Annotated in this window: 6 protein-coding genes; all 6 read left to right on the forward strand. The window is 74.1% G+C overall.

The genetic code is table 11. The annotated features are described in order from the left end of the window. Genes CLT68_RS26370 through CLT68_RS26395 form a run of 6 tightly spaced genes read left to right on the forward strand, consistent with a single transcriptional unit; the run spans position 1 to position 23,787 of the window. Positions 1 to 12,087, forward strand: coding sequence for a non-ribosomal peptide synthetase/type I polyketide synthase (locus CLT68_RS26370; protein WP_158240931.1), 12,087 nt, complete (start codon positions 1 to 3; stop codon positions 12,085 to 12,087). Then, the gene (locus CLT68_RS26375; RefSeq protein ID WP_099854959.1) at positions 12,084 to 15,245 is read left to right on the forward strand and encodes a non-ribosomal peptide synthetase; all 3,162 of its coding nucleotides are present in this window, start codon (positions 12,084 to 12,086) and stop codon (positions 15,243 to 15,245) included. The genes CLT68_RS26370 and CLT68_RS26375 overlap by 4 nt, the downstream gene beginning before the upstream one ends. Beyond that, on the forward strand, positions 15,238 to 16,305 hold the full coding sequence (locus tag CLT68_RS26380) for a TauD/TfdA family dioxygenase (protein WP_099854961.1): 1,068 nt from the start codon (positions 15,238 to 15,240) through the stop codon (positions 16,303 to 16,305). The genes CLT68_RS26375 and CLT68_RS26380 overlap by 8 nt, the downstream gene beginning before the upstream one ends. Next, positions 16,302 to 17,318, forward strand: coding sequence for a TauD/TfdA family dioxygenase (locus CLT68_RS26385; protein ID WP_099854963.1), 1,017 nt, complete (start codon positions 16,302 to 16,304; stop codon positions 17,316 to 17,318). The genes CLT68_RS26380 and CLT68_RS26385 overlap by 4 nt, the downstream gene beginning before the upstream one ends. Next, entirely contained in the window at positions 17,315 to 22,597 is a 5,283-nt protein-coding gene (locus CLT68_RS26390) for a non-ribosomal peptide synthetase (RefSeq protein ID WP_099854965.1), read from the forward strand. Before CLT68_RS26385 ends, CLT68_RS26390 begins: the two co-directional genes overlap by 4 nt. Beyond that, positions 22,594 to 23,787 carry an aminotransferase class I/II-fold pyridoxal phosphate-dependent enzyme gene (locus CLT68_RS26395; protein WP_099854967.1) on the forward strand — a complete coding sequence of 398 codons (1,194 nt, stop codon included), beginning with the start codon at positions 22,594 to 22,596 and terminating at the stop codon, positions 23,785 to 23,787. The genes CLT68_RS26390 and CLT68_RS26395 overlap by 4 nt, the downstream gene beginning before the upstream one ends. Positions 23,788 to 23,803: the final 16 nt, after the last annotated feature.

The following is a 23,803-nucleotide window of genomic DNA, read 5'->3' on the forward strand; positions in this document are numbered from 1 at the left end:
ATGACCGACGTCATGCGGCCCCGGCAGGCGACGCCGGTCGTGCCGCGCCGCCGCGACAGTGCCGGCGCCCTGGTCGCGGCCACCCACGAGCAACGCCAGATGTGGTCGTTGAGCCGTCTCGACCCCGATCCGGCCAGCTACCTGGTGCCGTTGGCGTACCGGCTGGTCGGGCCACTGGACGTGGCGGCACTGGCCGGGGCGCTCGACGCCCTGGTGGCCCGGCACGCCGCGCTGCGCACCACGCTCGCACCCAGCGGGCCCGGCTCGGGGCCGGCGGAGGTCGACGACGCCGCGCCGCGCCTGGTCCAGGTGGTCGGCGAGCCGCAACCAGGACTGTTGCGGGTGCACGATCTGGGCGGGCTGCCCGCGTGGCAACGCGACCAGGAGATGCAGGCCCGGATGCACGCGGAGACGCGTGACCCGCTCGGCCTGGAACGCGGACCGGTGCTGCGGGCCAGCCTGCTGCGCTTCGCTGCCGAGGAGCACGTGCTCCTGCTGACGTTCCACCACGTCGCCGTCGACGAATGGTCGCTCGGCATCCTGCACGACGAGTGGGAACGGCTCTACGCCGCGCACCGCACCGGACGACCGGCTGACCTCGGCCCGGTCGTCGTCGATCAACGCGATCATGCGGCGTGGCAACGCGACTGGCTCGCCGGGGCCGAGGCGGCGGCGCAACGCGACCACTGGCACGCGCAACTCGCCGACGCGCCCGCCGTCCTGGAGCTGCCCACCCGCGGACCCCGGCCCGCGGTGCCGTCCGGTGCGGGGGCCACAGTGTCGTTTCCGCTGGACGTGCCCACCGACGGGCTGCTGGCGCTGTGCCGACGACTCGGCGTCTCCCCGTACATGGTCATGCTCGCCACGCTGCACGTCCTGTTGGCACGCTGGACCGGGCAACGCGACATCGTGGTGGGAACGCCGGTGGCGAACCGCCGGCGCTCCGAGGCGCAGCAGCTCGTCGGGCTGCTGCTCAACACCGTCGCGGTCCGGGCCCGGCTGGACGACGACCCGTCGTTCGAGACGCTGCTCGCACGGGTGCGCACCGCCGCCGGCGACGCCCTGGACAACGGCGAGCTTCCCTTCGGGACACTGCTGGAGTCGCTGCGCCCGGCCCGCAGGCCCGGCTTCGCCCCGCTGTTCCAGGTGATGTTCGTGTACGGCCGTGAGACGGCACCACCCAGCCTCGACGGCATCGAGGTCACCCCGATCGACGTGCCCGGGACCACCGCGAAGTTCGACCTGACCGTCTCGGTACGGGAGAACGCCGACGGTGTGCGGACCGTGCTGGAATACCGCACCGACCTGTTCGACGACGACGCGATGGCCCGCCTCGCCGGTCACTTCCAGACGTTGCTGCGCTCGCTGGTTGCCGAGCCCGGCGCACCGGTCGGCTCGGCCACGATGCTCAACGCCGACGAGTACCGGCAGCTCGTCGTGGCTGCCAACGCCACCGCCACCCCCACCGAGCCGGACGACCTGGTCCACGTGCTCATCGAGCGACAGGCGCGCCGAAACCCCGACGGCGTGGCGGTGACCGACGGGGACACCGCGCTGAGCTACCACGAGCTGCACACGACCGCCGAGGCGCTGGCGGAGACGCTACGCGGGCGGGGCGTAGGCATCGGCAGCCTGGTCGGAGTGCTGCTGCCGCGTGCGGTCCCGTTCGCGGTGGCGGTGCTCGCCGCACTGCGGGCCGGCGCGGCCTACGTACCCATGGATGCGGCGAACCCGCCCGCCCGGCTGCGGTATCTGATCGAGGACACGGCCGCGCCGATCGTCCTCACCTGCGCGGAGCTGGCGCACCTGGTGCCCGACGGCCTGGCGCTGCTGGTCCCGGACGGCCCTGCGCTGGCGGCGCCGGGCCGGCACACGCCGGTCGCTGCGGCACAGCCCGGTGGCGCGGCGGCCGGTCCCCGGCGACGGCCGCGACGGCGGCCGGAGCCCTCGACGGACGACCTCGCGTATGTCATCCACACCTCCGGGTCCACCGGCCGCCCCAAGGGGGTCATGGTCACCCACCGGGGAGTCTGCAACTACGTGCGCTGGGCCGCCCAGGCCTACCGGCTGCGGCCCGGGGACACGGTTCCGCTGCACTCGTCGGTCGGGTTCGACCTGACCGTCACGAGCCTGCTCGTCCCGCTGGTAAGCGGGGCAACCGTGCTGATGCTCGGAGAACACCTCGGCCCGGAGGCGCTCGGCGAGGCGTTGCGCGACCAGCGGCCGGCCTTCGGCCTGGTCAAGATCACCCCGGCTCAGCTCGACCTCGTCAACCATCAGCTCAGCCCCGCCGAGATGGCCGGCCGCACCCGGTGCTTCGTCATCGGCGGCGAGAATCTGCGCGCCGACCAGGTGGCGCCGTGGCGGGCGCACGCCCCCGACACCACGCTGGTCAACGAGTACGGGCCGACGGAGACGGTGGTCGGCTGCGCCGCGTACGAGGTCGACCCGTCCACCCCGGTCGACGGGTCGGTCCCCATCGGTCGGCCGATCGCCAACACCGAGCTGTACGTGCTGGACGACTGGGGCAACCCGGTCCCGGTGGGCGTTATCGGCGAGCTGTACGTCGGCGGAGCCGGCGTGGCACGCGGCTACCTGCACCAGCCCACGCTGACGGCGGCGCGGTTCGTCCCACACCCGTTCTCGCCCGCCCCCGGAGCCCGGCTGTACCGCACCGGCGATCTCGTGCGGCTGCGTCCCGACGGGAACCTGGAATACCTGGGCCGCACCGACAGCCAGGTCAAGCTGCACGGTTACCGGGTGGAGTGCGGCGAGATCGAGGCCGCCATCCGCCGATGCCGGCCGGACAGCGACGTGACGGTGCAGCTGCGCCGGGACGACCCGGACGACCCGCGCCTCGTCGCGTACGTGACGGGCGGAGCCGGCGGAGCCGGTGGGGCCGGCGGAGCCGGTGGGGCCGGCGGAGCCGGTAGGGCCGGCGGAGCCGGTGGGGCCGGCGGAGCCGGTGGGGCCGGCGGAGCCGGTGGGGCGGAGACCGACGCGGCGGCCCTGCGGGCGGCTCTCGCCGCCGAGCTGCCCTCCTACCTGGTGCCCGCCGCGATCGTCTTCCTCGACGCGCTGCCGCTGACCCGCAACGGCAAGGTGGACGTCGCCGCGCTGCCCGCCGCCGGTCGGGAGGTGCCCCGGCAGCGCGCCGAGGCGGACCCGGATCGACCGACGCCCGAACAGCCGGCGAGCGCACCCGTCGCGCCCGTACCGGCCAACTGGGACGCCGCCCGGATCGGGCTCGAACGGCTGGTCGTGGACGTGTGGCGTGACGTGCTCGGCGTCGCGCAGGTCGGGACGCGGGACAACTTCTTCGACCTCGGCGGCCACTCGATGCGCCTGCTGGTTGTCCTCAAGCGACTGCGCGAGCGGCTCGGTGACGTCGTCACGGTCACCGACCTGTTCCGCAGCCCCACTGTCGAGTCCCTGGCGACGTTCCTGACCACGGCCACCACCGGCGCGCAGGCCCCGGCCGCCCCGGCCACGACGGCCCGCGTCACCCGGCCACGGGCGGGCACCACGGCCGAGCCCGGCGGCCTGATCGCCGTCGTCGGCATGGCCTGTCGCTTCCCCGGCGCGCGGACCATCGACGAGTACTGGCACAACATCCGCGCCGGCGTGGAGTCGGTGCGGGAGTTCAGGGTCGAGGAGATGCTGGCCGACGGGGCCGACCCGACCCGGCTCGACGATCCCGCGTACGTCCGCTCCGGCACCTGGCTGCCCGGGATCGACGAGTTCGACGCCGCCTTCTTCGGCGTCACGCCCCGGGAGGCGCAGACCCTCGACCCGCAGCACCGGATGCTGCTGGAGTGCGCCTGGCACGCGCTGGAGCACGCCGGCTACGACCCGGCGGGCCACGCCGGCCGGGTCGGCCTGTTCGCCGGGTCGGGTCGCAGCACGTACCTGCTGGACAACCTGAGCAGCCATCCGGAGCTGATGCACACCATCGGCGAACACCAGTTGTCCATCAACAACGACAAGGACTTCCTGCTCAGCCGGGTCGCGTACAAACTCGACCTGACCGGCCCCGCCGTCACCGTGGCCACGGCCTGCTCGACCTCCCTGGTCGCCGTGCACCTCGGCCGGCAGAGCCTGCTGACCGGTGAGTCCGACCTGGTCCTGGCCGGCGGGGTCAGCGTCTTCCCGGCGCAGCGGCGCGGCTACCTCTACCACGACGGCGGGGTCTACTCCCCCGACGGACACTGCCGGCCGTTCAGCGCCGACGCGCGGGGCAGCATCGCGTCCAGCGGGGTCGGCATCGTCGCGCTCAAGCGGCTGGAGGACGCGGTCGCGGACAACGACACCGTCTACGCCGTGATCCGCGGTTCCGCGATCAACAACGACGGCGCCCGCCGCACCGGCTACACCGCGCCCGGCGTCGACGGCCAGGTTGCGGTGATCAGCAGCGCCCTCGCGTCGGCCGGCGTGCAGCCCCGCTCGGTGAGCTATGTCGAGGCCCACGGCACCGGCACCAGCCTCGGTGACCCCATCGAGGTGACCGCCCTGACCGAGGCGTTCCGGCGAGGCACCGACGAACAGGGCTTCTGCGCCCTCGGCTCGGCCAAGGCCAACATCGGCCACACCGATGCCGCCGCCGGTGTGGCCGGGCTGCTCAAGACGATCATGGCGTTGCACAGCCGTACGCTGCCGCCCACCATCAACGTGAGCCGACCCAACCCGGCGATCGACTTCGAGAGCAGCCCGTTCTACCTGAACGACACCGCTCGACCGTGGCCCGGCGACGACGGCCCGCGCCGGGCGGGCGTCAGCTCGTTCGGCATGGGCGGCACGAACGCCCACGTCGTGCTGGAGGAGCCGCCGGCCACGGCCGCCGCGCCGCCTGTCCCGCCGGCCACCGGGCCGCACCTGCTGGTCCTGTCGGCGCGTACGGTCGAGTCGCTCGATCGGCAGACGCGTCAGCTCCGCGACTGGGTCGGCGCGCACCCCGAGGCGGACCTCGCCGACGTGGCGGCGAACCTGGGCCGGCGCCAGCCGATGGCCCACCGCCGTTTTCTCGTCGCGACGGACCACGCCGACGCGCTGGTCGCCCTCGACGCGCCACAACGGCAGTTCACCGGCGTTCATCCCGGTGGCCGTCGGACCCTGGTGTTCGCCTTCCCGGGGCACGGTGCGCAGCACGTGGCGATGGGCGCCGGTCTGTACCGCGCGGAGGCGACCTACCGGGCGGTGGTGGACGAGTGCGCAGAGCTGCTCCGCGACGACCTCGGCCTCGACCTGCGTACGCTGCTGTGCCCGGCGCCCGACGGCCACCCGGAGGCGGAGCGGCTGCTCGCGCGGCCCGGGTTGGTCCAACCCGCTCTGTTCGTCACCGGGTACGCCCTCGCCCGGTCGCTGCTCGCCCGCGGGGTGACCCCGGACCTGATGGTGGGACACAGCCTCGGCGAGTACGTCGCGGCGTGCCTCGCCGGCGTCTTCTCCCTGACCGACGCGCTGCGGCTGGTGAGCGCCCGCGGTGAGTTGGTCGAACGGACCCCGGCCGGGGCGATGCTCGCGGTGAGTCTGCCGGAGACGGCGGCGGCGGGGCTGGCGGTGGACGGTCTGTCGCTGGCCGCCGTCAACGCACCCGAGCTGTGCGTGCTGTCCGGCGCACCGGAGGCGATCGAGGAGCTGCGCCGACGGCTGACCGCCGACGGGGTCGGGTGCCGGCCGCTACGGGTCACAAGGGGCTACCACTCGGCCCTGCTCGACCCGGTGCTCGACGAGTTCGCCGAGCACGCACGCCGGGTGACCTACCACGAGCCGCAACGCCCGTACCTGACCAACCTGACCGGCGGTCCGGTCGCCCCCGGGCAGGTCACCGACCCCGCGTACTGGGTACGGCACATGCGGGAGCCGGTCCGGTTCGCCGAGTCGGCAGCGCTGCTCGCCGAGCAGGACGTCGTCCTCGCGGAGCTGGGTCCCGGGCACGCCCTCGGTGGCCTCGCCCGGTTGGCCGGGGTGCGGCCCGGTCAGGTGGTGGCGGCGATGCGGCATCCGCGCAGCGACGCCGACGACCTCACCACGATGCTCGACGCGGTGGGCCGGCTGTGGCTGTCCGGCGGGCGGGTCGACTGGCAAGCGTTCCACGGTGGCCGACGTCGCCGCCTGGCCCTGCCCGGCTATCCCTTCGAGCGGCGCCGCCACTGGCTGGACGCGGTGTCGCGGCCCGGATTGGCGGAGACCTCGCCCACCGCTTCCCCGACCGTGTTGGAGGCACCCGGGCAGGTCGAGGCCGGCAACCGTCCGCCGGTCAGCACCGCCTACGTCGCCCCGAGCACGCCCGGGCAGGAGATCGTGGCGGAGCTGTGGAGCGAACTGCTCGGGATCCGGCCGATCGGGGCGCTCGACAACCTCTTCGAGCTGGGCGGGCACTCGCTGCTCGCCACCCAGTTCGTCGTACGGCTGCGGGCCCGACTCGGCGTCGCGCTGCCGCTGGAGACGGTCTTCGCGACGCCGACCGTCGCCGGGATCGCGGCCACGCTGCCGCAGACCGACCCCGTACCCACCACCACCGTCGCACCGCAGCCCAGCGACGCGCCGACCATCCCCCGCGCCGACCCAGACGCCGGGCCGGCGCCGCTCTCCTCCGGGCAGCACCGGCTGTGGTTCCTCGACCAGGCGTACGAGCAGAGCGCCTACACCGTCGGCACGGCACTGCTGCTCGACGGCACCCTCGACGTCGACGCGCTGCGCGGGGCCCTCGCGGAGCTGACCCGGCGGCACGAGTCGCTGCGTACCGTCTTTCCGCTCGGACCCGACGGCGACCCGGTGCAGCAGGTGCTGCCGCCCGGCCCGGTCGACCTGCCGATCGTGTCCGCCCCGACCGGCGTGGACGACACGGCCCCGGTCGCCCGCAGCATCGTGGAGCCGGCGGTCGCCGACGCGGTGCCGCCGTGGGCCCACGCCGCCCTGGCCACCGACGTCGGACGCCCGTTCGACCTGGCCCGCGGGCCGCTGTTCCGGGCCGTGCTCCTGCGCCTCGCCGACGACCGGCACGTGCTGTCGATGACCATGCACCACAGCGTCTCCGACGGCTGGTCGCTCGGCATCGTCGCCGGTGAGGTGGCCGCCCTCTACGGCGCCGCCGTGGACGGTCGCGCCGCACCCCTGCCCGAACTGGCCGTCCAGTACGGCGACTACGCCCGGTGGCAACGCAACCGGCTGGCGGACGCCGACAGCGACGACATGCGGTACTGGCGCGAGCAGCTCGACGGGGTGGCGAGCGTCCTGGAGGTGCCCACCGACCGTCCCCGGCCGCCCGTGCAGACCTTCCACGGCGCGGCGCACACCCGGGTCCTGTCCCCGCACGCCGCCGACGAGCTGCGCCGGTTCAGCCAGACCCGGGGCGCCACCCTGGCCATGACGGTGCTGTCCGCGCTGAAGGCGCTGCTGTGGCGCTACACCGGCCAGCACGACATCTGCGTCGGCACGCCGGTCGCCGGGCGGGTCCGCGCCGAACTCGAACCGATGGTCGGCTTCTTCGTCAACATGCTGCCGTTGCGGACCACGATCGACGGTGAGTGGACCTTCGAGGAGCTGCTCCAGCAGGTCCGACGCACCGCCCTGGGCGCGTACGACCACCAGGAGGTGCCGTTCGAGCGGCTGGTGGATCTCGTCGACGCGCCCCGCGACCTCAGCCGCAACCCGCTGTTCCAGGTGATGTTCAACCTGCTGAACCTGCCCCAGCGGCGGGACCTGGGAACGGCCGGGCTGCGGATGGTCCAGTTCGCCGTCGAGCCGGGCATCGCCCAGCAGGACCTCGCCCTGTACGGGTACGAGGTGGCCGAAGGGCTGCGGCTCCGGTTGGAGTACAACACCGACCTGTTCGACGCGACCACCGCCGAGCGGATGATGGGGCACCTGGAGACGCTGCTCGCCGCTGCCGTCGCCGACCCCGACGTCCGGTTGGCGGATCTGGCCATCCTCACCCCCGCCGAGCTGACCCGGGTCGACGAGTGGAACGACACCGCCACCCCGCTCGGCTGGGCCACGTCCGGTCGGGACGGGGGGACGCCGACCCTGGTCGAGCTGATAGCGCACCAGGTCGCCACGCACCCCGACCGGCCGGCCGTGACGTTCGGGACCACCACGCTCACCTACGCCCAGCTCAACGCCCGGGCCAACCGGCTCGCGCACCGGCTCCGCCGGGCCGGGGTCGGCCCCGACGGCACTGTCGCCGTCTGCCTGCACCGCTCCGAGGAACTGCCGGTCACGCTGCTCGGTGTGCTCAAGGCCGGCGGCGCGTACGTCCCGGTGGACCCCGACTATCCGATCGAGCGGCAGCGGTACGTGCTGACGCACAGCGGTGCGAGCGTCCTGATCACCGAACCGGGCCTCGCCGACCGCTTCACCGGGTACGCGGGCGAGGTACTGCGCACCGACGCGAGTGCGGGCACCGGGCCGGAGACCGACCCCGAGCCGCTGGCCGGGCCGGACCATCTCGCCTACGTGATCTACACGTCCGGGTCCACGGGCCACCCCAAGGGCGTCCGGGTGACGCACGGCGCGATCGTCAACACCCTGGCGGCCATGCGGGAGCGGCCCGGCCTGACCAGCGACGGCACGATGCTCGCGATGGCCAGCTTCGCCTTCGACATGTCCGTACCGGAGCTGTTCCTGCCCCTGGTCGTCGGCGCGCGGATGCTGCTGGTGGGCCGCGACGTCGGTTACGACGCGCCGCGACTGGCCGCGCTGCTCGCCGCGGAGGGGGTCACCCTGGCCCAGGGCACCCCGGCGACCTGGCGGCTGCTGATCGAGTCCGGCTGGGCCGGGCTGCCCGGCCTGACGGCGGTGTGCGGCGGCGAGGCGGTATCCGCGCCGCTGGCCCGGCAGCTCGCCGAGCGGGTCGGCGCGTTGTGGAACCTCTACGGCCCGACCGAGGCCGCCGTGTGGTCCACCATGGAACGCCTCGAACCCGACGTCACCCACCTCAGCATCGGTCGCCCGATCGGCAACGTGCGCGCCTACGTGCTCGACCCGCGACTGCGTCCCGCGCCGGTGGGCGTGCTGGGTGAGCTGTACCTCGGCGGCGCGGGGCTGGCGCGTGACTACCACGGCGACCCCGACCTCACGGCGCAGCGGTTCGTGTCGGACCCGTTCTCCACCGGCCGGCTCTACCGCACCGGGGACCTCGGCCGGTGGCTGGCCGACGGCCGGATCGAGTTCGTCGGCCGCAGCGACTCGCAGGTGAAGGTCCGCGGATTCCGCATCGAACTGGGCGAGATCGAGGCGGTGCTGCGCCGCCACCCGGAGGTCCGCGACACCGCAGTGGTGGTCCGCGAGGACGACGGCGAGAAGAGCGTCGTGGCCTACCTGACACTGACCACCGCAAGAGCGGCCGACGGGGATATACCGGACGGCGGGGTGGCAGGGCGGCCCGTACCCGACTTCGACGCCGACCCCACGCCCTGGCGGGCGTTCGCGCGCACCTACCTGCCCGACTACATGGTCCCGTCCGCGTTCGTGGTGCTCGACCGGATGCCGCTGAGCGCCAACCGCAAGGTCGACCGGGCCGCCCTACCGGCACCGGTACGCGGCGGGGTTGGCGTCGGCGCGGCACCGCCCGACACCCCGCTGCGGGCGGCGCTGGCGAAGCGGTGGGCGGCGGTGCTCGGCTACGACACCGTCGGCATCGACGACGACTTCTTCGACCTCGGCGGCGACTCCTTCAAGGCCATCAAGGCGTTGGCCGGCAACGACCCGCCGATCAGCGTCCTCGACCTGTTCCGCCACCCGACGATCCGCTCGTTGACCGAGCACCTGGACGCGACAGGGGGGTCCGCCGGACGGCTGCTGCACGAGCTGACCCCGGCGCTACCGGCGACACCGACACGGCTGACGCTGGTCTGCGTACCCTTCGCCGCCGGTAGCGCGATCACCTTCCAGCCGCTGGCGGACGCCGTCCCGCCCGGCGTGCGGCTGTACGCCCTGGAGCGCCCTGGGCACGACGTGAACCGCCCGGACGAGCCCCTGCTGGGCATGGACGAGCTGGTGGACGGCTGCGTGGCGGAGGTCGTGGCGGGGATCAGCGGCCCGGTGGCGGTGTACGGGCACTGCATGGGCGGCGCCGAGGCGGTGGAGCTGGGCCGTCGGTTGGAGGCGGCCGGTGTGGAGCTGACCGGCGTGGTCATCGGCGCTCACTTCCCCGCCCCTCGACTGCCCGGCCGGGTGTTCCGCTGGCTACGGCAGTGGTTCCCGACGGAGCGGTGGACGTCGAAGCGGCGGACCCTGGAGTCGCTGCGGGCGATGGGCTTCTTCACCGAGGTCTTCGACGAGCGGGAGAAGGACTTCGTGATGCGCGTGGTCCTGGCCGACGCCGCGATGGGCGAGGACTACTACACCGACGTCTACGACAACGGTCTGCCCAGGAAACTGTCGGCCCCGATCGTCTGCGTGGTCGGTGGCGGCGACCGGGCCACCGAGCTGTACCAGGAGCGCTACCTGGAGTGGGAGTTCTTCTCCGACCGGGTGTCCCTGGAGGTCATCGAGGGCGCCGGCCACTACTTCGCCAAGCACCAACCCGCCGAGGTGGCGCGCATCATCCAGGCGACCTGCGATCCGTCGAACGCGACGCCCGCCAAGCCGCCGCCCGCCACGGTTACTCCGCCGGCCGCCGCCGTGCCCCCGCCGGCCGCCGCCGTGGTCGTGCCGGCGACGGACGGCACCCCACCCGCCGTACGTCGGGCGATGCCCAGTCTCACCGTGTTCTACCTGATCGCCCTGGGTCAGCTCGTCTCGCTGATCGGCAGCGGGCTGACCGGCTTCGGCATGGGCCTGTGGGTGTACCAGCAGACCGGGTCGGTCTCGTTGTTCGCCACGGCCACCGTCCTGGCGCTGCTGCCCGCCGTGGTGCTGTCCCCCATCGCGGGGGCGCTGGCCGACCGGTGGGACCGGCGACTCATCATGATCGTCGCGGATTGCGTGGCCGCCACCGGCACGGTGAGTCTCGCCCTGCTGCTGTGGCTCGGCCAACTCCAGCTCTGGCACGTCTTCACCGCCATCACCGTCACCGCCGTGGCGAGCGCCTTCCAGCTACCCGCCTACCTGGCGGCCGTCACGCAACTCGTGCCCAAGCGGTACTACGGGCGCGCCAACGGCATCGTCTCCCTGGGCACCGCGACGAGCACAGTGCTGGCGCCGCTGCTCGGCGGTGCGCTGGTCATCGCGGTCGGGCTGCGCGGCGTCGTGATCATCGACCTGCTCACCTTCGCCGTCGCGGTCACCGTCGCCCTGTCGGTCCGGTTCCCGGACACCCTGTTCGTCCGGCGCGAGGAGACCTTCCGGCGGGCGGTCCTGGGCGGTTGGCGGTTCATCGTCCGCCGGCACGGCCTGGTGGCCCTGGTCGTGCTGACCGCGTCGCTCAACTACTTCTTCGCCCTGGTCGAGGTCCTGGTCACCCCGCTGACCCTGTCGTTCGGTGACCCGGCGGTGCTCGGTCGGGTGCTCGCCGCCAGCGGCGTCGGCATGCTCGTCGGCTCGGTCCTCATGGGAGTGTGGGGCGGCACGGCCCGGCGGACCACCGGCATCCTGGCGAGCGTCGTGCTCCTCGGCGCGTCGCTGCTCACTGTCGGCCTGCGCCCGAGCCCACTGTTCCCGGCCCTCGGCCTGTTCGGCATGGGCCTGGCCACGGCCCTGGTGAACACGCACTGGTTGGCCATCGTGCAGGCCAAGGTCGGGCTGGAGCTGCAGGGCCGGGTGCTCTCGATGGGCCAGATGCTGTCCTGGCTGATGGTGCCGGCCGGTTTCCTCACCGCCGGTCCGCTCGCCGAGCACGTGTTCGCCCCGATGGTGTCGCCCGGCGGCCTGCTGGCCGCTGTCGTCGGCACCGGCCCGGGCCGCGGCATGGCCCTCGCGGCGATCGTCGCCGGCCTCTGCTCGCTCGCCCTGGCCGCCGTCGGCATCGCCTACCGACCGATCCGCCACGTCGAGGACGAGCTGCCCGACAACGACCCCGGCACTGTCATCGTCGCCGACAAGGACCGCCTCCAGGCCGAGGCCGACCGACGGCTCGCCGAGCACCGCGCCGGGGGCGCGCAGCGGGCCGAGCCGGTCCCGGTGGGCGGGCGCGGTGGTCGTCGATGAGCGCCCTCGCCCGGCCCACCGGCCCGACCCGCCGAACCGTCGACCGACGCGTCACCGGCGTACCAGCCGACGTCGACTGTCTGCACCGGATGGTGGCCGCGCAGGCCGCCCGAACCCCGGAGGCCGAGGCGGTCCGGCACACCGACCGCACGTGGTCGTACCGGGATCTCGACGAGGCGGCGAACCGGCTGGCCCGGGTCCTGCTCGCGCGCGGGGTGAGCCGGGAGGACCGCGTCGGCGTCTGCCTGCCCCGGACACCCGAACTGGTGGTCGCCCTGCTAGCCGTACTCAAGGCCGGGGCCTGTTACGTGCCGCTGGACCCGGCGTACCCGCCGGCCCGGGTGGCCTTCATGGCCGCCGACTCCGGGGCCCGGCTGGTGCTCACCCGCGCCGACCTCGCCGACCGGTTCCCCGACCTGGCCGTCCCGATCGACCGACTGGACCTGCCCCGGGACGGCACCGACCCGGCGGTGCCGACGACCCCGACGGACCTGGCGTACGTCATCTACACCTCCGGCTCCACCGGGCGGCCCAAGGGCGTGGCGATCGAGCACCGCTCGGCGTCGGTGCTCATGCACTGGATCCGGCAGACCTTCGACGACGCCGAACTGGGCGGCCTGCTCGCCGCCACCTCGGTCTGCTTCGACCTGTCCGTCTTCGAGATCTTCGGCCCGCTCTGCTGGGGCGGCCGGGTGCTGCTCGTCGACGACGTGCTGGCCCTCGCCACCCCCGGAGCGGATCGGCTGCCCGTCACACTGGTCAACACCGTGCCCTCCGCGATGGGGGAACTGCTCACCGCCGACGCCCTGCCGGCGAGCGTGCGGACGGTCTGCCTCGCCGGTGAGCCACTCACCGCCGCGCTGGCCGCCCGGGTGTGGTCGCGTCCGCACGTCCGCCGGCTCTGCAACCTCTACGGCCCGTCGGAGGACACCACCTACTCCACCTGGGCGGAGGTGCCGCCGGACAGCGGGGACCCGCCGATCGGCCGGCCCCTGCCGCAGACCCGGGCCTACGTCCTCGACCCCGAGGGGCAACCGGTCCCGCCGGGCGATCCGGGCGAACTCCACCTGGCCGGGGCGGGCGTCGCCCGGGGCTACCTCGACCGCCCGGAAGAGACGCGGGCCCGGTTCCTGCCCGACCCGTTCCGCCCCGGCGAGCGGATGTACCGCACCGGCGACCGGGTCCGGCTGCGTCCGGACGGGCAACTGGCCTACCTGGGCCGACTCGACGACCAGGTGAAACTGCGCGGCTACCGGATCGAGCTGGGTGAGGTCTCTGCCCGCCTCGCGGCCCTGCCCGGCGTACGCGAGGCGACCGCCGCCGTCCGGAAAGGGCCGAGCGGGGATCCGCTGCTGGTCGGCTACCTGGTCGGCGAGCGGCGCGACGACGTCCGGGCCCGGCTGGCCGGGGTGCTGCCCGCGCCGATGGTCCCCGCGACAGTGGTCTGGCTGGACCGGCTGCCCACCCTGCCCAACGGCAAGGTGGACCGCTCGGCACTGCCCTCCCCCGCCCTCGGCGGCGACGCCGGGCCCGACGCCGGGCCGTTCGACGGCATGCTCGCCGAGGTGGCGGCCGTGTGGCGCGAGGTGCTCGGCGTGCCGGTGACCACCGCCGACGACGACTTCCTCACCCTCGGCGGTGACTCCCTGCTCGCGGTCCGCTGCGCCACCCGGCTGGCCGCCGCGACCGGCCGGCCGGTCCACGCCGGCGACCTCTTCGCGCACCCGACCGTCGGCGCGCTGGTGGCCCACCTCGACGGGCTGGCCGTCGACCCGACGCCGCTCGGGGAACCCGTCGGCCCGGCACCGGCCGGCCCCGCGCCGCTGTCGGCCGCGCAGACCCGGCTGTGGTTCCTGCACCGGCTCGACCCGGCGGACACCTCGTACCTGCTGGCCTTCGCGGTGCGGTTCGACACGCCGGTGGACCCGGACCGGCTGGCCCGGGCGCTGGGCCGGGTGGTCGAGAAGCATCCGGCCCTGCGCACCGTGTTTCCGGCCGGGCCGGACGGGCCCGTGCAGCACGTCCTCCCCGGCGCCGGGGCGCCGCCGCTCGTCGCGCCGCCCGAACCGGGCACCCCGCTCGACGAGCGGCTCACCCAACTCGGCGTCGAGGTCACCCGGGCCCCCATGGACCTGGCCACCGGACCGTTGCTCCGCGCCCACCTGGTGCCGGACACCACCGGCCGTGCGGTGGCGCTGCTGCTCGTCGTGCACCACATTGTCTGCGACGACTGGTCGTTCGGCCTGATCGTGCGGGAGCTGGCCCAGGCGTACGACAACGTCGCGGCAACGGCCCCGGAACCCTCGGTGCCCGGCCCGGCGGCGTTCGCCCTGGCCCAGCGGGACTGGCTGGCCGGTCCCGCCGGGCAGCGGGCACTGGCCGACCAACTCGACGAGCTGCGCGGCGCACCCGACCTGCTCGACCTGCCCGCGACGGACCGGCTCGACCGACGCGCGGCGCGGGCCGGACCGCACCGGGCGCCGTCCGGCGCCACGCTGCGGACCACAGTGGACCCCGCCACCGCCGACGCGGTACGCGAACTGGCCCGGGCCGAACGGGTCAGCCTGCACATGGTCGGGCTGGCCGCCTTCGCGACCCTGCTCGGTGCGATCACCGGCCGGCGCGACCTGCTGATCGGCGTGGCCTTCGCTGGCCGGACCAGTGTCGCCGCCGAACGAAGCGTCGGCTGCCACGTCAACACCGTGCCGCTGCGGCTGCGCCCCGTGCCGGAGCGCGGTTTCGCCGACCTGCTCGCCGAGGCCCGCCGGGTCACCCTGTTCGCCGCCGCCCGCCAGGACGTGCCCTTCGACCTGCTGGTGGAACGGCTGCGGCCCGCCCGCCAGCCGCACCGCACCCCGCTGGTGCAGGTCGCCTTCGGCGTGCAGAACGCCCCACCGGCCCGGCACCGCGCCGCGGCCGGCGTCGAGTTCACCGGCGTGGAACTGACCCCGGACACCGCGCGCCTCGACCTGACCCTCTGGCTCGACGAGCGGCGGGACGGGCTGGCGGCGCTGTGGACGTACCGCACCGACCTGTTCGACCACGACGGGGTGGTCACCTGGCACCGCCGATTCACGGCGTTGCTGCGGACCGCCGCCGCCGACCCCCGACGCAGTCTGGCTGACTGCGTCGACACCCTGGGAGCGAGAGATGACTGAGCAGACCCGGGTCGCGCGGAGCATTCCCCGTCGCGGCCGTGAACGGAACCTGGTGGACGTCCACCCCGACTGGCCCGGCGGCCCGCTGCCGGCGCTGATCCGGGCCAACACACCCGACGTGGATCTGGCCGGCTGGCTGGCCGGACGCCGCGACGAGGTCGACGAGCTGGCCCGCCGGCACGGGGCCGTGCTGTTCCGTGGCTTCGCCGTGGCCGGCGCCGAGGACTTCCGCACCGTGATGGCCGCGCTCTCCGACGAGGTCCTCAGCTACGGCGAACGGTCCTCGCCGCGCAGCCAGGTAACCGAGGGGGTGTACACCTCCACCGAGCACCCCGCCGACCAGCCGATCGTGCTGCACAACGAGCAGTCGTACACGGTGAACTGGCCCCTGCGGATCGTGTTCCACTGCGAGGTGGCGCCGGGCGCGGGTGGGCGTACCCCCCTCGCGGACAGCCGCCGGGTGCTCGCCCGGCTCCGCCCGGAGACCGTCGCCGAGTTCGAGCGGCGCGGGGTGCTCTACCGGCGCAACTACCTGCCCGGCATCAGCCTGACCTGGCAGACCGCGTTCCAGACCGAACGACGGGAGGACGTCGAGGCGTACTGCGCCCGCGCGCTGATCGACGTGGAGTGGGTCGGCGAGCGGCAGTTGCGCACCCGGCAGGTCCGCCCGGCGGTACGCCGCCACCCGGTCACCGGCGAGCGGACCTGGTTCAACCACGCGCTGTTCTTCCACGTCACCTCCCTGCCCGACGACGTCAGCGCCGGACTGCGGGCCGCCCTGGGCGAGGAGGACCTGCCCTACCAGACCGCGTACGGCGACGGCACGCCCATCTCCGACGAGGTGCTGGCCGAGCTGCGGGCCGCGTACGCCGCCGAGACCCGCTCCTTCGACTGGCAGCGCGGGGACGTGCTGCTGGTGGAGAACATGCTGGCCGCGCACGCCCGGGATCCGTTCACCCCGCCCCGGCGGATCCTCACCGCCATGTCCGATCCGACCGCCGCGCCCGAACTGACCGAGGCGAGCCGCCCGATGCCGGCTCCGACCGGGGACCGGGCATGAGCGGGCCGGCGCCGCGTCGACGCGGTACCGGCACGGTCAGCTCGCCGGTGTCCCGGCGGGTCCTCGTGGACGACCGGTTCGTGCTGCTCGTCGAGGCCGCCGTGCCCGACCTCGACCTTGGCGGTTGGCTCGCCGGCAGGCGCGAGGAGCTGCTCCGGGACCTGGACCAGTTCGGGGCGGTGTTCTTCCGCGGCTTCGAGGTGCGCACCCCCGACGACTTCAGCGGGGCGGCCCGGGCGGTCAGCCCGGACCTGCTCGGCTACCTGGAACGGGCGGCGCCCCGGCACGAGGTCGCCGACCGGGTCTTCACCTCCACCGAGTTCAACGCCGAGCAGTGGATCCCGCTGCACCACGAGATGTCGTACTCGCACAACTGGCCCAGCTACCTCTACTTCTGGTGCGCGCAGCCGGCAACCGGCAGCGGCGGGGCCACCCCGCTGGCCAGCGAACGGGTCATCACCCCGCTGATCCCCGCCGACGTCCGGGAACTCTTCCTCCGCGCCGGGGTCTGCTACGTGCGCAACTACGGCCCGCACCTGGACCTGCCCTGGCAGGAGGCGTTCCAGACCACCGACCGGGCCGAGGTGGAGGCGTACTGCCACGCCTCGGCGACCGAGTTCACCTGGCTCGGCTCCGACGGCCTGCGAACCAGGGCCCGGCGGCAGGCGGTCGCCACGCATCCGCGTACCGGGGAGACGGTGTGGTTCAACCACGCCCACCTGTTCCACGTGTCGAACATGCCGACCGAGGTGTCCGGCGCGCTGCTGCGCGAGTACGGCCCGGACGGGTTGCCCCGCAACGCGTATCTCGGTGACGGACAGCCGATCCCCGACGAGGTGGTCGCCGGGCTGCGCGAGCTGTATCGGGAACACGCGGTGTCGGTTCCCTGGCAGCGCGGCGACGTGCTGGTGGTGGACAACTTCCTGGCGACCCACGGTCGCGAACCCTTCAGCGGTGACCGGCAGATCCTGGTCGCCATGTCCGACCTCTACGTCAACCGGAGCGTTCTGTGAACGGTTACCGTCTGTCCCCCGTCCAGCGGCTCGCCTGGTCGGCCAAGCAGGACCTGGTCCGGGCGCGGGTGCGGTTGGACCGCCCGCTGGACCGGGCCCGGCTGCAGAGCGCCCTGGACGCGGTGGTGGCCCGGCACGAGGCGCTGCGCCTGACCCTGGTGCACCACCCGGGTCTGCGGGTGCCGATGCAGGACGTCGACGACGACCGCAGCGTCACCGTCGGCGCGCAGGGCGAGCTGTCGGTGACCCTCACCGACGATGCGCTGGAGCTGACCGCCACCCCGCTGATCGCCGACCCGGCCAGCCTGCGTCTGGTCCTCGCCGACCTGGCCCGGGCGTACGCCGGCGAGGCGTTGCCGCAGGATGCGGAGGCGTTGCAGTTCCTCGACGTCGCCGAGTGGCAGCTTGAGGAGCGCGAGCAGGCACCGGCCACCGCCGCGCCGACCGCGCCGGCCGCCCGACTGGTCACCCCGCACGGGGACGACCCGACCGCCATGGTGTCCGCGACCGTTTCCGCCGCCGAGCTGACCGACGTGGCGCGGGCCGCCAATGTCGAGCCGGAAACCGTGCTGCTGGCCGCGTGGGCGCTCGCGGTGTCCCGCCGCGCCGAGGCGCCGGAGGGCGCCGACGAGGTGGACCTGGTGCTGGCCCGGTGGAGCGACGGGCGCCATGCCGTTGGCACCGCCGAGGTGGTGGGTCCGCTGGGTGGCTACGGCCCGCTCCGGTTGGCCCTGCCGCTGCCCACCGCGCCCGCCGACCTGCTGGCCGTCGTCCGCGCGGCCGAGAGCACCGCCGACGACACGTTCCACCTGGTCGACCCGGTGGACGAGCAGTCCGGGGCGATGGCGGGCTTCGCGGTGCCCCCGGCCGCCGCGCCGGCCACTGTGGCCGGGCTCCGTGGCGTCACTGTGGAGATCGACACCCCGCCGGCGGCGGCGGGCCCGCAGCTGACAGTGCTGGCCGAGGGCGACCGGGTCACCCTGGGCGTGGTCGGCGGCCAGTGGCTGCTCGACGCGCTGCTGGCGGTCCTGCGGACCCTGCCCGCCGCGCTCTCCAGCGCCGACGCGCCGTCGGTGCTCGGCGAGGCCGAGGGCCGCTGGCTGACCGACGCGGCGGGAACACCGTCGCAGGCGTCGGCGCGTACCCTCGTGGACCTTTTCGACGCGGGCCTGGCGGGGATGGACGAGCAGGCCGTGGCGGTGGTCGACGCGGACGGCGCGTACACGGTCGGTGAGCTGCGGGAACGGGCCGGGCGGGTGGCCGGGGCCCTGGCGGCGCGCGGCCTGTCCGGCGCCCCGGTCGGCGTGCTGGCCGAACGGTCCCGGGACACCGTCGTGGCGGTCCTCGGCGTGCTGCGCGCGGGGGCGGTCTTCGTGCCGTTGGACCCGGACGCCCCGTCCCGGCGGCTCGCCGCGCAGATCCGCGCGGTCGGCGCGGAGGTCGTCGTGGGCGACGGCGGTGCGGCGACAGTGACGGTCGGCGACCTCGTCGCGGCCGGCGACCGCCCGCCCGCCGCGGTGCCGACCCCGACCGACCCGGCGTACGTGATCTTCACGTCCGGCTCCACCGGCACTCCCCGGCCAGTGGAGGTGTCGCACGGCGCCGCCGCGCAGCTGGCCGACGCCCTGGAGCAGGTCGTGTACGCGGACAGCCGCCCCGGTCTGCGGGTGGCGGTGAACGCCCCGCTCACCTTCGACGCCAGCGTGAAGCAGCTCGTGCAGCTCGGCCACGGCCGCAGCCTCTACCTGGTGCCCGAGCAGGTCCGCCGGGACGGGGCCGCACTGGCTGCCACGCTGGCCGACCACGACGTCGACGTGCTCGACCTGACCCCCTCGCAACTGCGCATCCTGCTCGCCGGGGCGGGTGACATCCGACTGCCCGGCCTGCTGCTGCTCGGCGGCGAGGCGATCGCACCCGACCTGTGGGAGACAGTCGCCGCGCTGCCCGACGTCCGGGCGGTCAACCTGTACGGCCCGACCGAGTGCACTGTGGACACCAGCGCGGCGCAGGTGCGTGCCGGGGAGGCCCCGACGATCGGCCGGCCCCTGCCCGGCGTCGCGGTGTGGGTGCTCGACGAGCAGCTGCGCCCGGTGCCGCCGGGCGTTGCCGGTGAACTCTGCGTCAGCGGCCCGCAGCTCGCCGACGGTTACCGGGGCGACCCGGAGGCCACCGCCCGGCGGTTCGTGACCGTGGCGCTGCCGTCCGGGCGCACCGAGCGGGTGTACCGCACCGGCGACCGGGTCCGCTTCGACGCCGACCGGCGGCTGCGCTACCTGGGTCGGCTCGACGACCAGGTGAAGATCCACGGGTTCCGCGTGGAGCCGGGCGAGATCGCGGCCGCTCTTCGCGAGCACCCGGAGGTGGCCGACGCCGCGGTGGTGGCCCGCGACGACGACGGGCACGGCGACCGGCTCGTCGCCTACGTCCGCCCGGGTGACGCACCGGCCACTGTGGACAACGATCGGATCGCCGGGGTCAATCCCCACGAGACCCGCTACCTGTACGACGAGATCTTCGTCCAGCAGGTCTACCTGCGCGACGGCATCGTGCTGCGGCCCGGAGCCACCGTCCTCGACGTGGGCGCGAACATCGGCATGTTCTCGCTGTTCGTGAACGCCGTCTGCCCGGACGCCACGATCCACGCGTTCGAGCCGGTGCCGTCGGTGGCCGACCTGCTGCGCCGCAACGTCGCCGAGTTCGGCGTGCCGGCCACCGTGCACGCGGTCGGGCTGTCCCGGGCGGCCGGGGAGGTGTCCTTCACCTACTACCCGGGCTACTCGATGATGTCCGGCCACGCCGCGTACGCCGACCCGGACGCCGAGGTGGCGGTGATCAAACGGTTCCTCGCCAACGAACGCGACGCCGGCGCCGACCGCGAGGTGCTGCTCGACCGGGTCGACGAACTGCTCGCGGAACGCTTCGCCGGCCGGGAAATCACAGTGCCGGTCCGGCCGCTGTCGGCGTTCCTCGACGAGCTCGCCCCGGAACGGATCGACCTGCTGAAGATCGACGTACAGCGGGCCGAGGCGGACGTGCTCGCCGGGCTGGAGGATCGGCACTGGCCGCTGGTCGCGCAGGTCGCCATGGAGGTGCACGACGCGCCCGGCACCGACACCGAGGGCCGACTGGCCGAGCTGGTCGCCACCTTCGAGGCGCGGGGCTTCGACGTGGTGACCCGGCAGGACGACCTGCTGGTCGGCACCGACCGGCACACCCTGCACGCCGTACGCCCCGAGTACGCCGCCGATCCACGCCCGGCCGTGGTCGTCCCGGCCGGGCCGACGGCAGAGCCCTTCGACGAACGGCTCACCGGCTGGCTGACCGACCGGCTCCCGGCCCACCTGGTCCCGGCGGCGGTGGTGCTCCTCGACGAGCTGCCGCTGACCCGCAACGGCAAGCTCGACCGGGCGGCGCTGCCCGCGCCCCGCCTCGACCGGCCGCACGGCGGCACGGTGGTGGCGCCTGCCGATCGGGCCGAACAGATCCTCGTCGAGGCGTGGCGCGAGGTGCTCGGGGTGGCGACCGTCGGCGTGACGGACAGCTTCTTCGCGCTCGGCGGCGACTCCATCCGCAGCATCCAGATGCAGGTCGCCGCGAACAAGGGAGGGCTGTCCTTCCGGCTCAGCGACATCTTCACGTACCAGACGATCCGCGAGCTGGTCACGCACGGCGAGATCACCGTCGCCGGGACCGACGCGGTGGCCGGCTCGGCGTCGGTCCCGGCGGCCGGACGCTTCGCTCTGGTGGCCGCCGCCGACCGGGAGCTGCTGCCCGCCGGGCTGGCCGACGCGTACCCGATGACGACCCTCCAGCAGGGCATGGTCTACCACTGTGAGCTGACCGGCGACCCGGCGATGTACCACAACGTCACGGCGCACCGGATCGCCGCGCCGTTGGACGCGCCCGCGCTGCGGCGCGCGCTGGCCGGTCTGGTGGCCGCCCATCCGGTGCTGCGGACCGGGTTCGCGCTGGGCGCGTACTCCGAGCCGTTGCAGCTCGTGCACGCCGACGTGCCGGTCGAGGTGCCGGTGACGGATCTGACCGGTGTCGACGCACAGACCCGCCGCGCCCGGGTCGACGCACTCGTGGCGGCCGAGCGGGTACGCCCCTTCGACCTGGCCCGACCGCCGCTGCTGCGGCTGCACGCCGTCCGGGAGGACGCCGACGCGTTCACCCTGATCATCGCCGAGTACCACGCCATCCTCGACGGCTGGAGTCTGCACCTGTTCCGCACCGACCTGCTCGCCGCGTACGACCGGGAGCGGGCCGGCACCTCTCATCCGGGCCGCCCCGGCCTGCCGTTCCGGGAGTACGTGGCAGCCGAGCGACGGGCCCGGACCGATGAGGCCAGCCGCCGGTTCTGGCTGGACGGTCCCGGGGCGGTGCCGCCGCTGCTGCTCGGCGGGGCAGCCCCACGGACCACCACCACCCAGCAGGTGCCACTGCGACCCGGCACCACCGACGCGGTCACCGAGGCGGCCCGGGCCTCCGGCGTACCCGTCAAGTCCTGGCTGCTCGCCACCCACCTGCGGATGCTCGGCGAACTCACCGGCCGCGACGACGTGGTCAGCGGACTGGTGGTCGGTGGGCGGCCGGAGGGCGAGGGCAGCGACGCCACCCTCGGGTTGTTCCTCAACACCCTGCCGGTCGGTGTGGAGCTGGGCACCCGTTCGCTGGCCGAGCTGGCCGCCGAGGTGTGGCGGGCCGAACGGGACATGATGGGACACCACCGCTTTCCGCTGGCGGAGATCGTCCGGGCCGGAGGGGTCGGGCCGCGCTTCGACCACTTCTTCAACTGGACGCACTTCACCAACGACCCGGCCGGTGGCGGGCCTCGCATCGTGGACAGTCGGGGCGTCACCGTCGATGTGGCGTTCAGCCTCGCCGTCGACGCCGAGCTGGACGCGGACACCGGCCGCCTCGCCCTCACCCTCCAGTACGACCACCGCACCGTCGCCGGGGACCGGGTCGACGCGTTCGCCGACGGCTTCCGTCGCCTGCTGGCGGCCGACCCGCACGCGCCGCTGCCCGCCGTTGCCAGCGGTGAGCAGGCGGCCGGCGATGCGTGGGCGACCCGGGTGGCGGCGGCCTGGCAGGAGGTGCTCGGGGTCGCGCCGGATGATCCGGCGACCGGATGGTCGGCCGCCGGCGGTGACTCACTGCGCGCGCTGCGGCTGGTCACCATGCTGCGGCAGCGTCACGGCAGCGACCTCACGCTGCCCGAGTTCGTGACGCTGGGCAGTTACGGCGCACTGGTGGACCGGGTGGCCCGGTCATGACCGGTCTCAGCACCTCCGCCGTGCACGGCGACGACGGACTGGTCCCGGGCGGAGCCGTCGCGCCGCCGATCGTGCAGAGCGTCACCTTCAGCGCCGACTCCGACGAGCAGTTCACCGCGATCGCCACCGAGACGCGGGGCAGCGCCTTCTACACCCGCTACGGCAACCCGAACCACGCCCAGGTGGCCGCCGTCGTCGCCGAGCTGGAAGGCGCCGAGACGGGGCTGGTCACCGCCTCCGGGATGGGGGCGGTCAGCACCATCGCGCTGGCCCTGCTCTCCGCCGGCGACCACGTGGTGGTGCAGCGCAGCACGTACGGCGGCACCACCTCGCTCGCCACCGGCCTGCTGTCCCGGTTCGGGGTGTCGTACACCCAGGTGGACCAGACCGACACCGAGGCGTTCGCGCGGGCGATCCGGCCGCGGACGCGGCTCGTGCTGGTGGAGACGCCGAGCAATCCACTGCTGGAGCTGACCGACCTCACCGCAGTGGTGGAGGTCGCCCACGCGGCCGGCGCGCTGGTGGTGGTCGACAACACCTTCGCCACACCGGTCAACCAGCGTCCGATGGCAGCCGGGGCGGACCTGGTCTGGCACAGCGGCACCAAGTTCCTCGGCGGCCACTCCGACGTGTCGGCGGGGGTGGTCGTCGGCTCCGCCGAGCTGGTCGAGCGGGTGTGGCAGACGGCCATCGTCACCGGCGCCACCCTCGGCCCGGTGGACGCGTGGCTGCTGCTGCGCGGCATCCGTACGCTGCCACTGCGGGTGGAGCGGCACAACGCCAACGCCCTGGCCCTGGCCCACGCGTTGGAGGAGCATCCGGCGGTGGCCCGGGTCCGTTACCCCGGGCTGCCGTCGCACCCGCAGCACGCGTTGGCGCGGCGGCAGATGACCGGCTTCGGCGGGGTGCTCAGCGTCGACCTGAGGGCCGGGCGGGCCGGAGCCGCCGCACTGCTGGACGGGCTGCGGCTGGCCAAACGAGCGGCCAGCCTCGGCAGCGTCAGCACGCTGGTGGTGCACCCCCGGTCGATGTGGGCAGGCATCGTGGACCCCGAGCAGTTGGCCGCGACCGGCATCGGGGACGGGCTGGTGCGCATCTCCACCGGCATCGAGGACACCGCCGACCTGGTGGACGACTTCCTCGCCGCGGCGGACAAGGCGACCGCGGCGAGGGATCCCGCTGCCGACTGAACTCGAACCGGCGACC

The sequence above is a fragment of the Micromonospora sp. CNZ299 genome (assembly GCF_002754415.1).

What these genes read in the sequence shown, in the direction of transcription:
- CLT68_RS26380 (WP_099854961.1), top strand. Translation starts at nt 15,238, where the DNA reads ATGACTGAGCAGACCCGGGTCGCGCGGAGCATTCCCCGTCGCGGCCGT.
- CLT68_RS26375 (WP_099854959.1), top strand. Translation starts at nt 12,084, where the DNA reads ATGAGCGCCCTCGCCCGGCCCACCGGCCCGACCCGCCGAACCGTCGAC.
- CLT68_RS26370 (WP_158240931.1), top strand. Translation starts at nt 1, where the DNA reads ATGACCGACGTCATGCGGCCCCGGCAGGCGACGCCGGTCGTGCCGCGC.
- CLT68_RS26395 (WP_099854967.1), top strand. Translation starts at nt 22,594, where the DNA reads ATGACCGGTCTCAGCACCTCCGCCGTGCACGGCGACGACGGACTGGTC.
- CLT68_RS26385 (WP_099854963.1), top strand. Translation starts at nt 16,302, where the DNA reads ATGAGCGGGCCGGCGCCGCGTCGACGCGGTACCGGCACGGTCAGCTCG.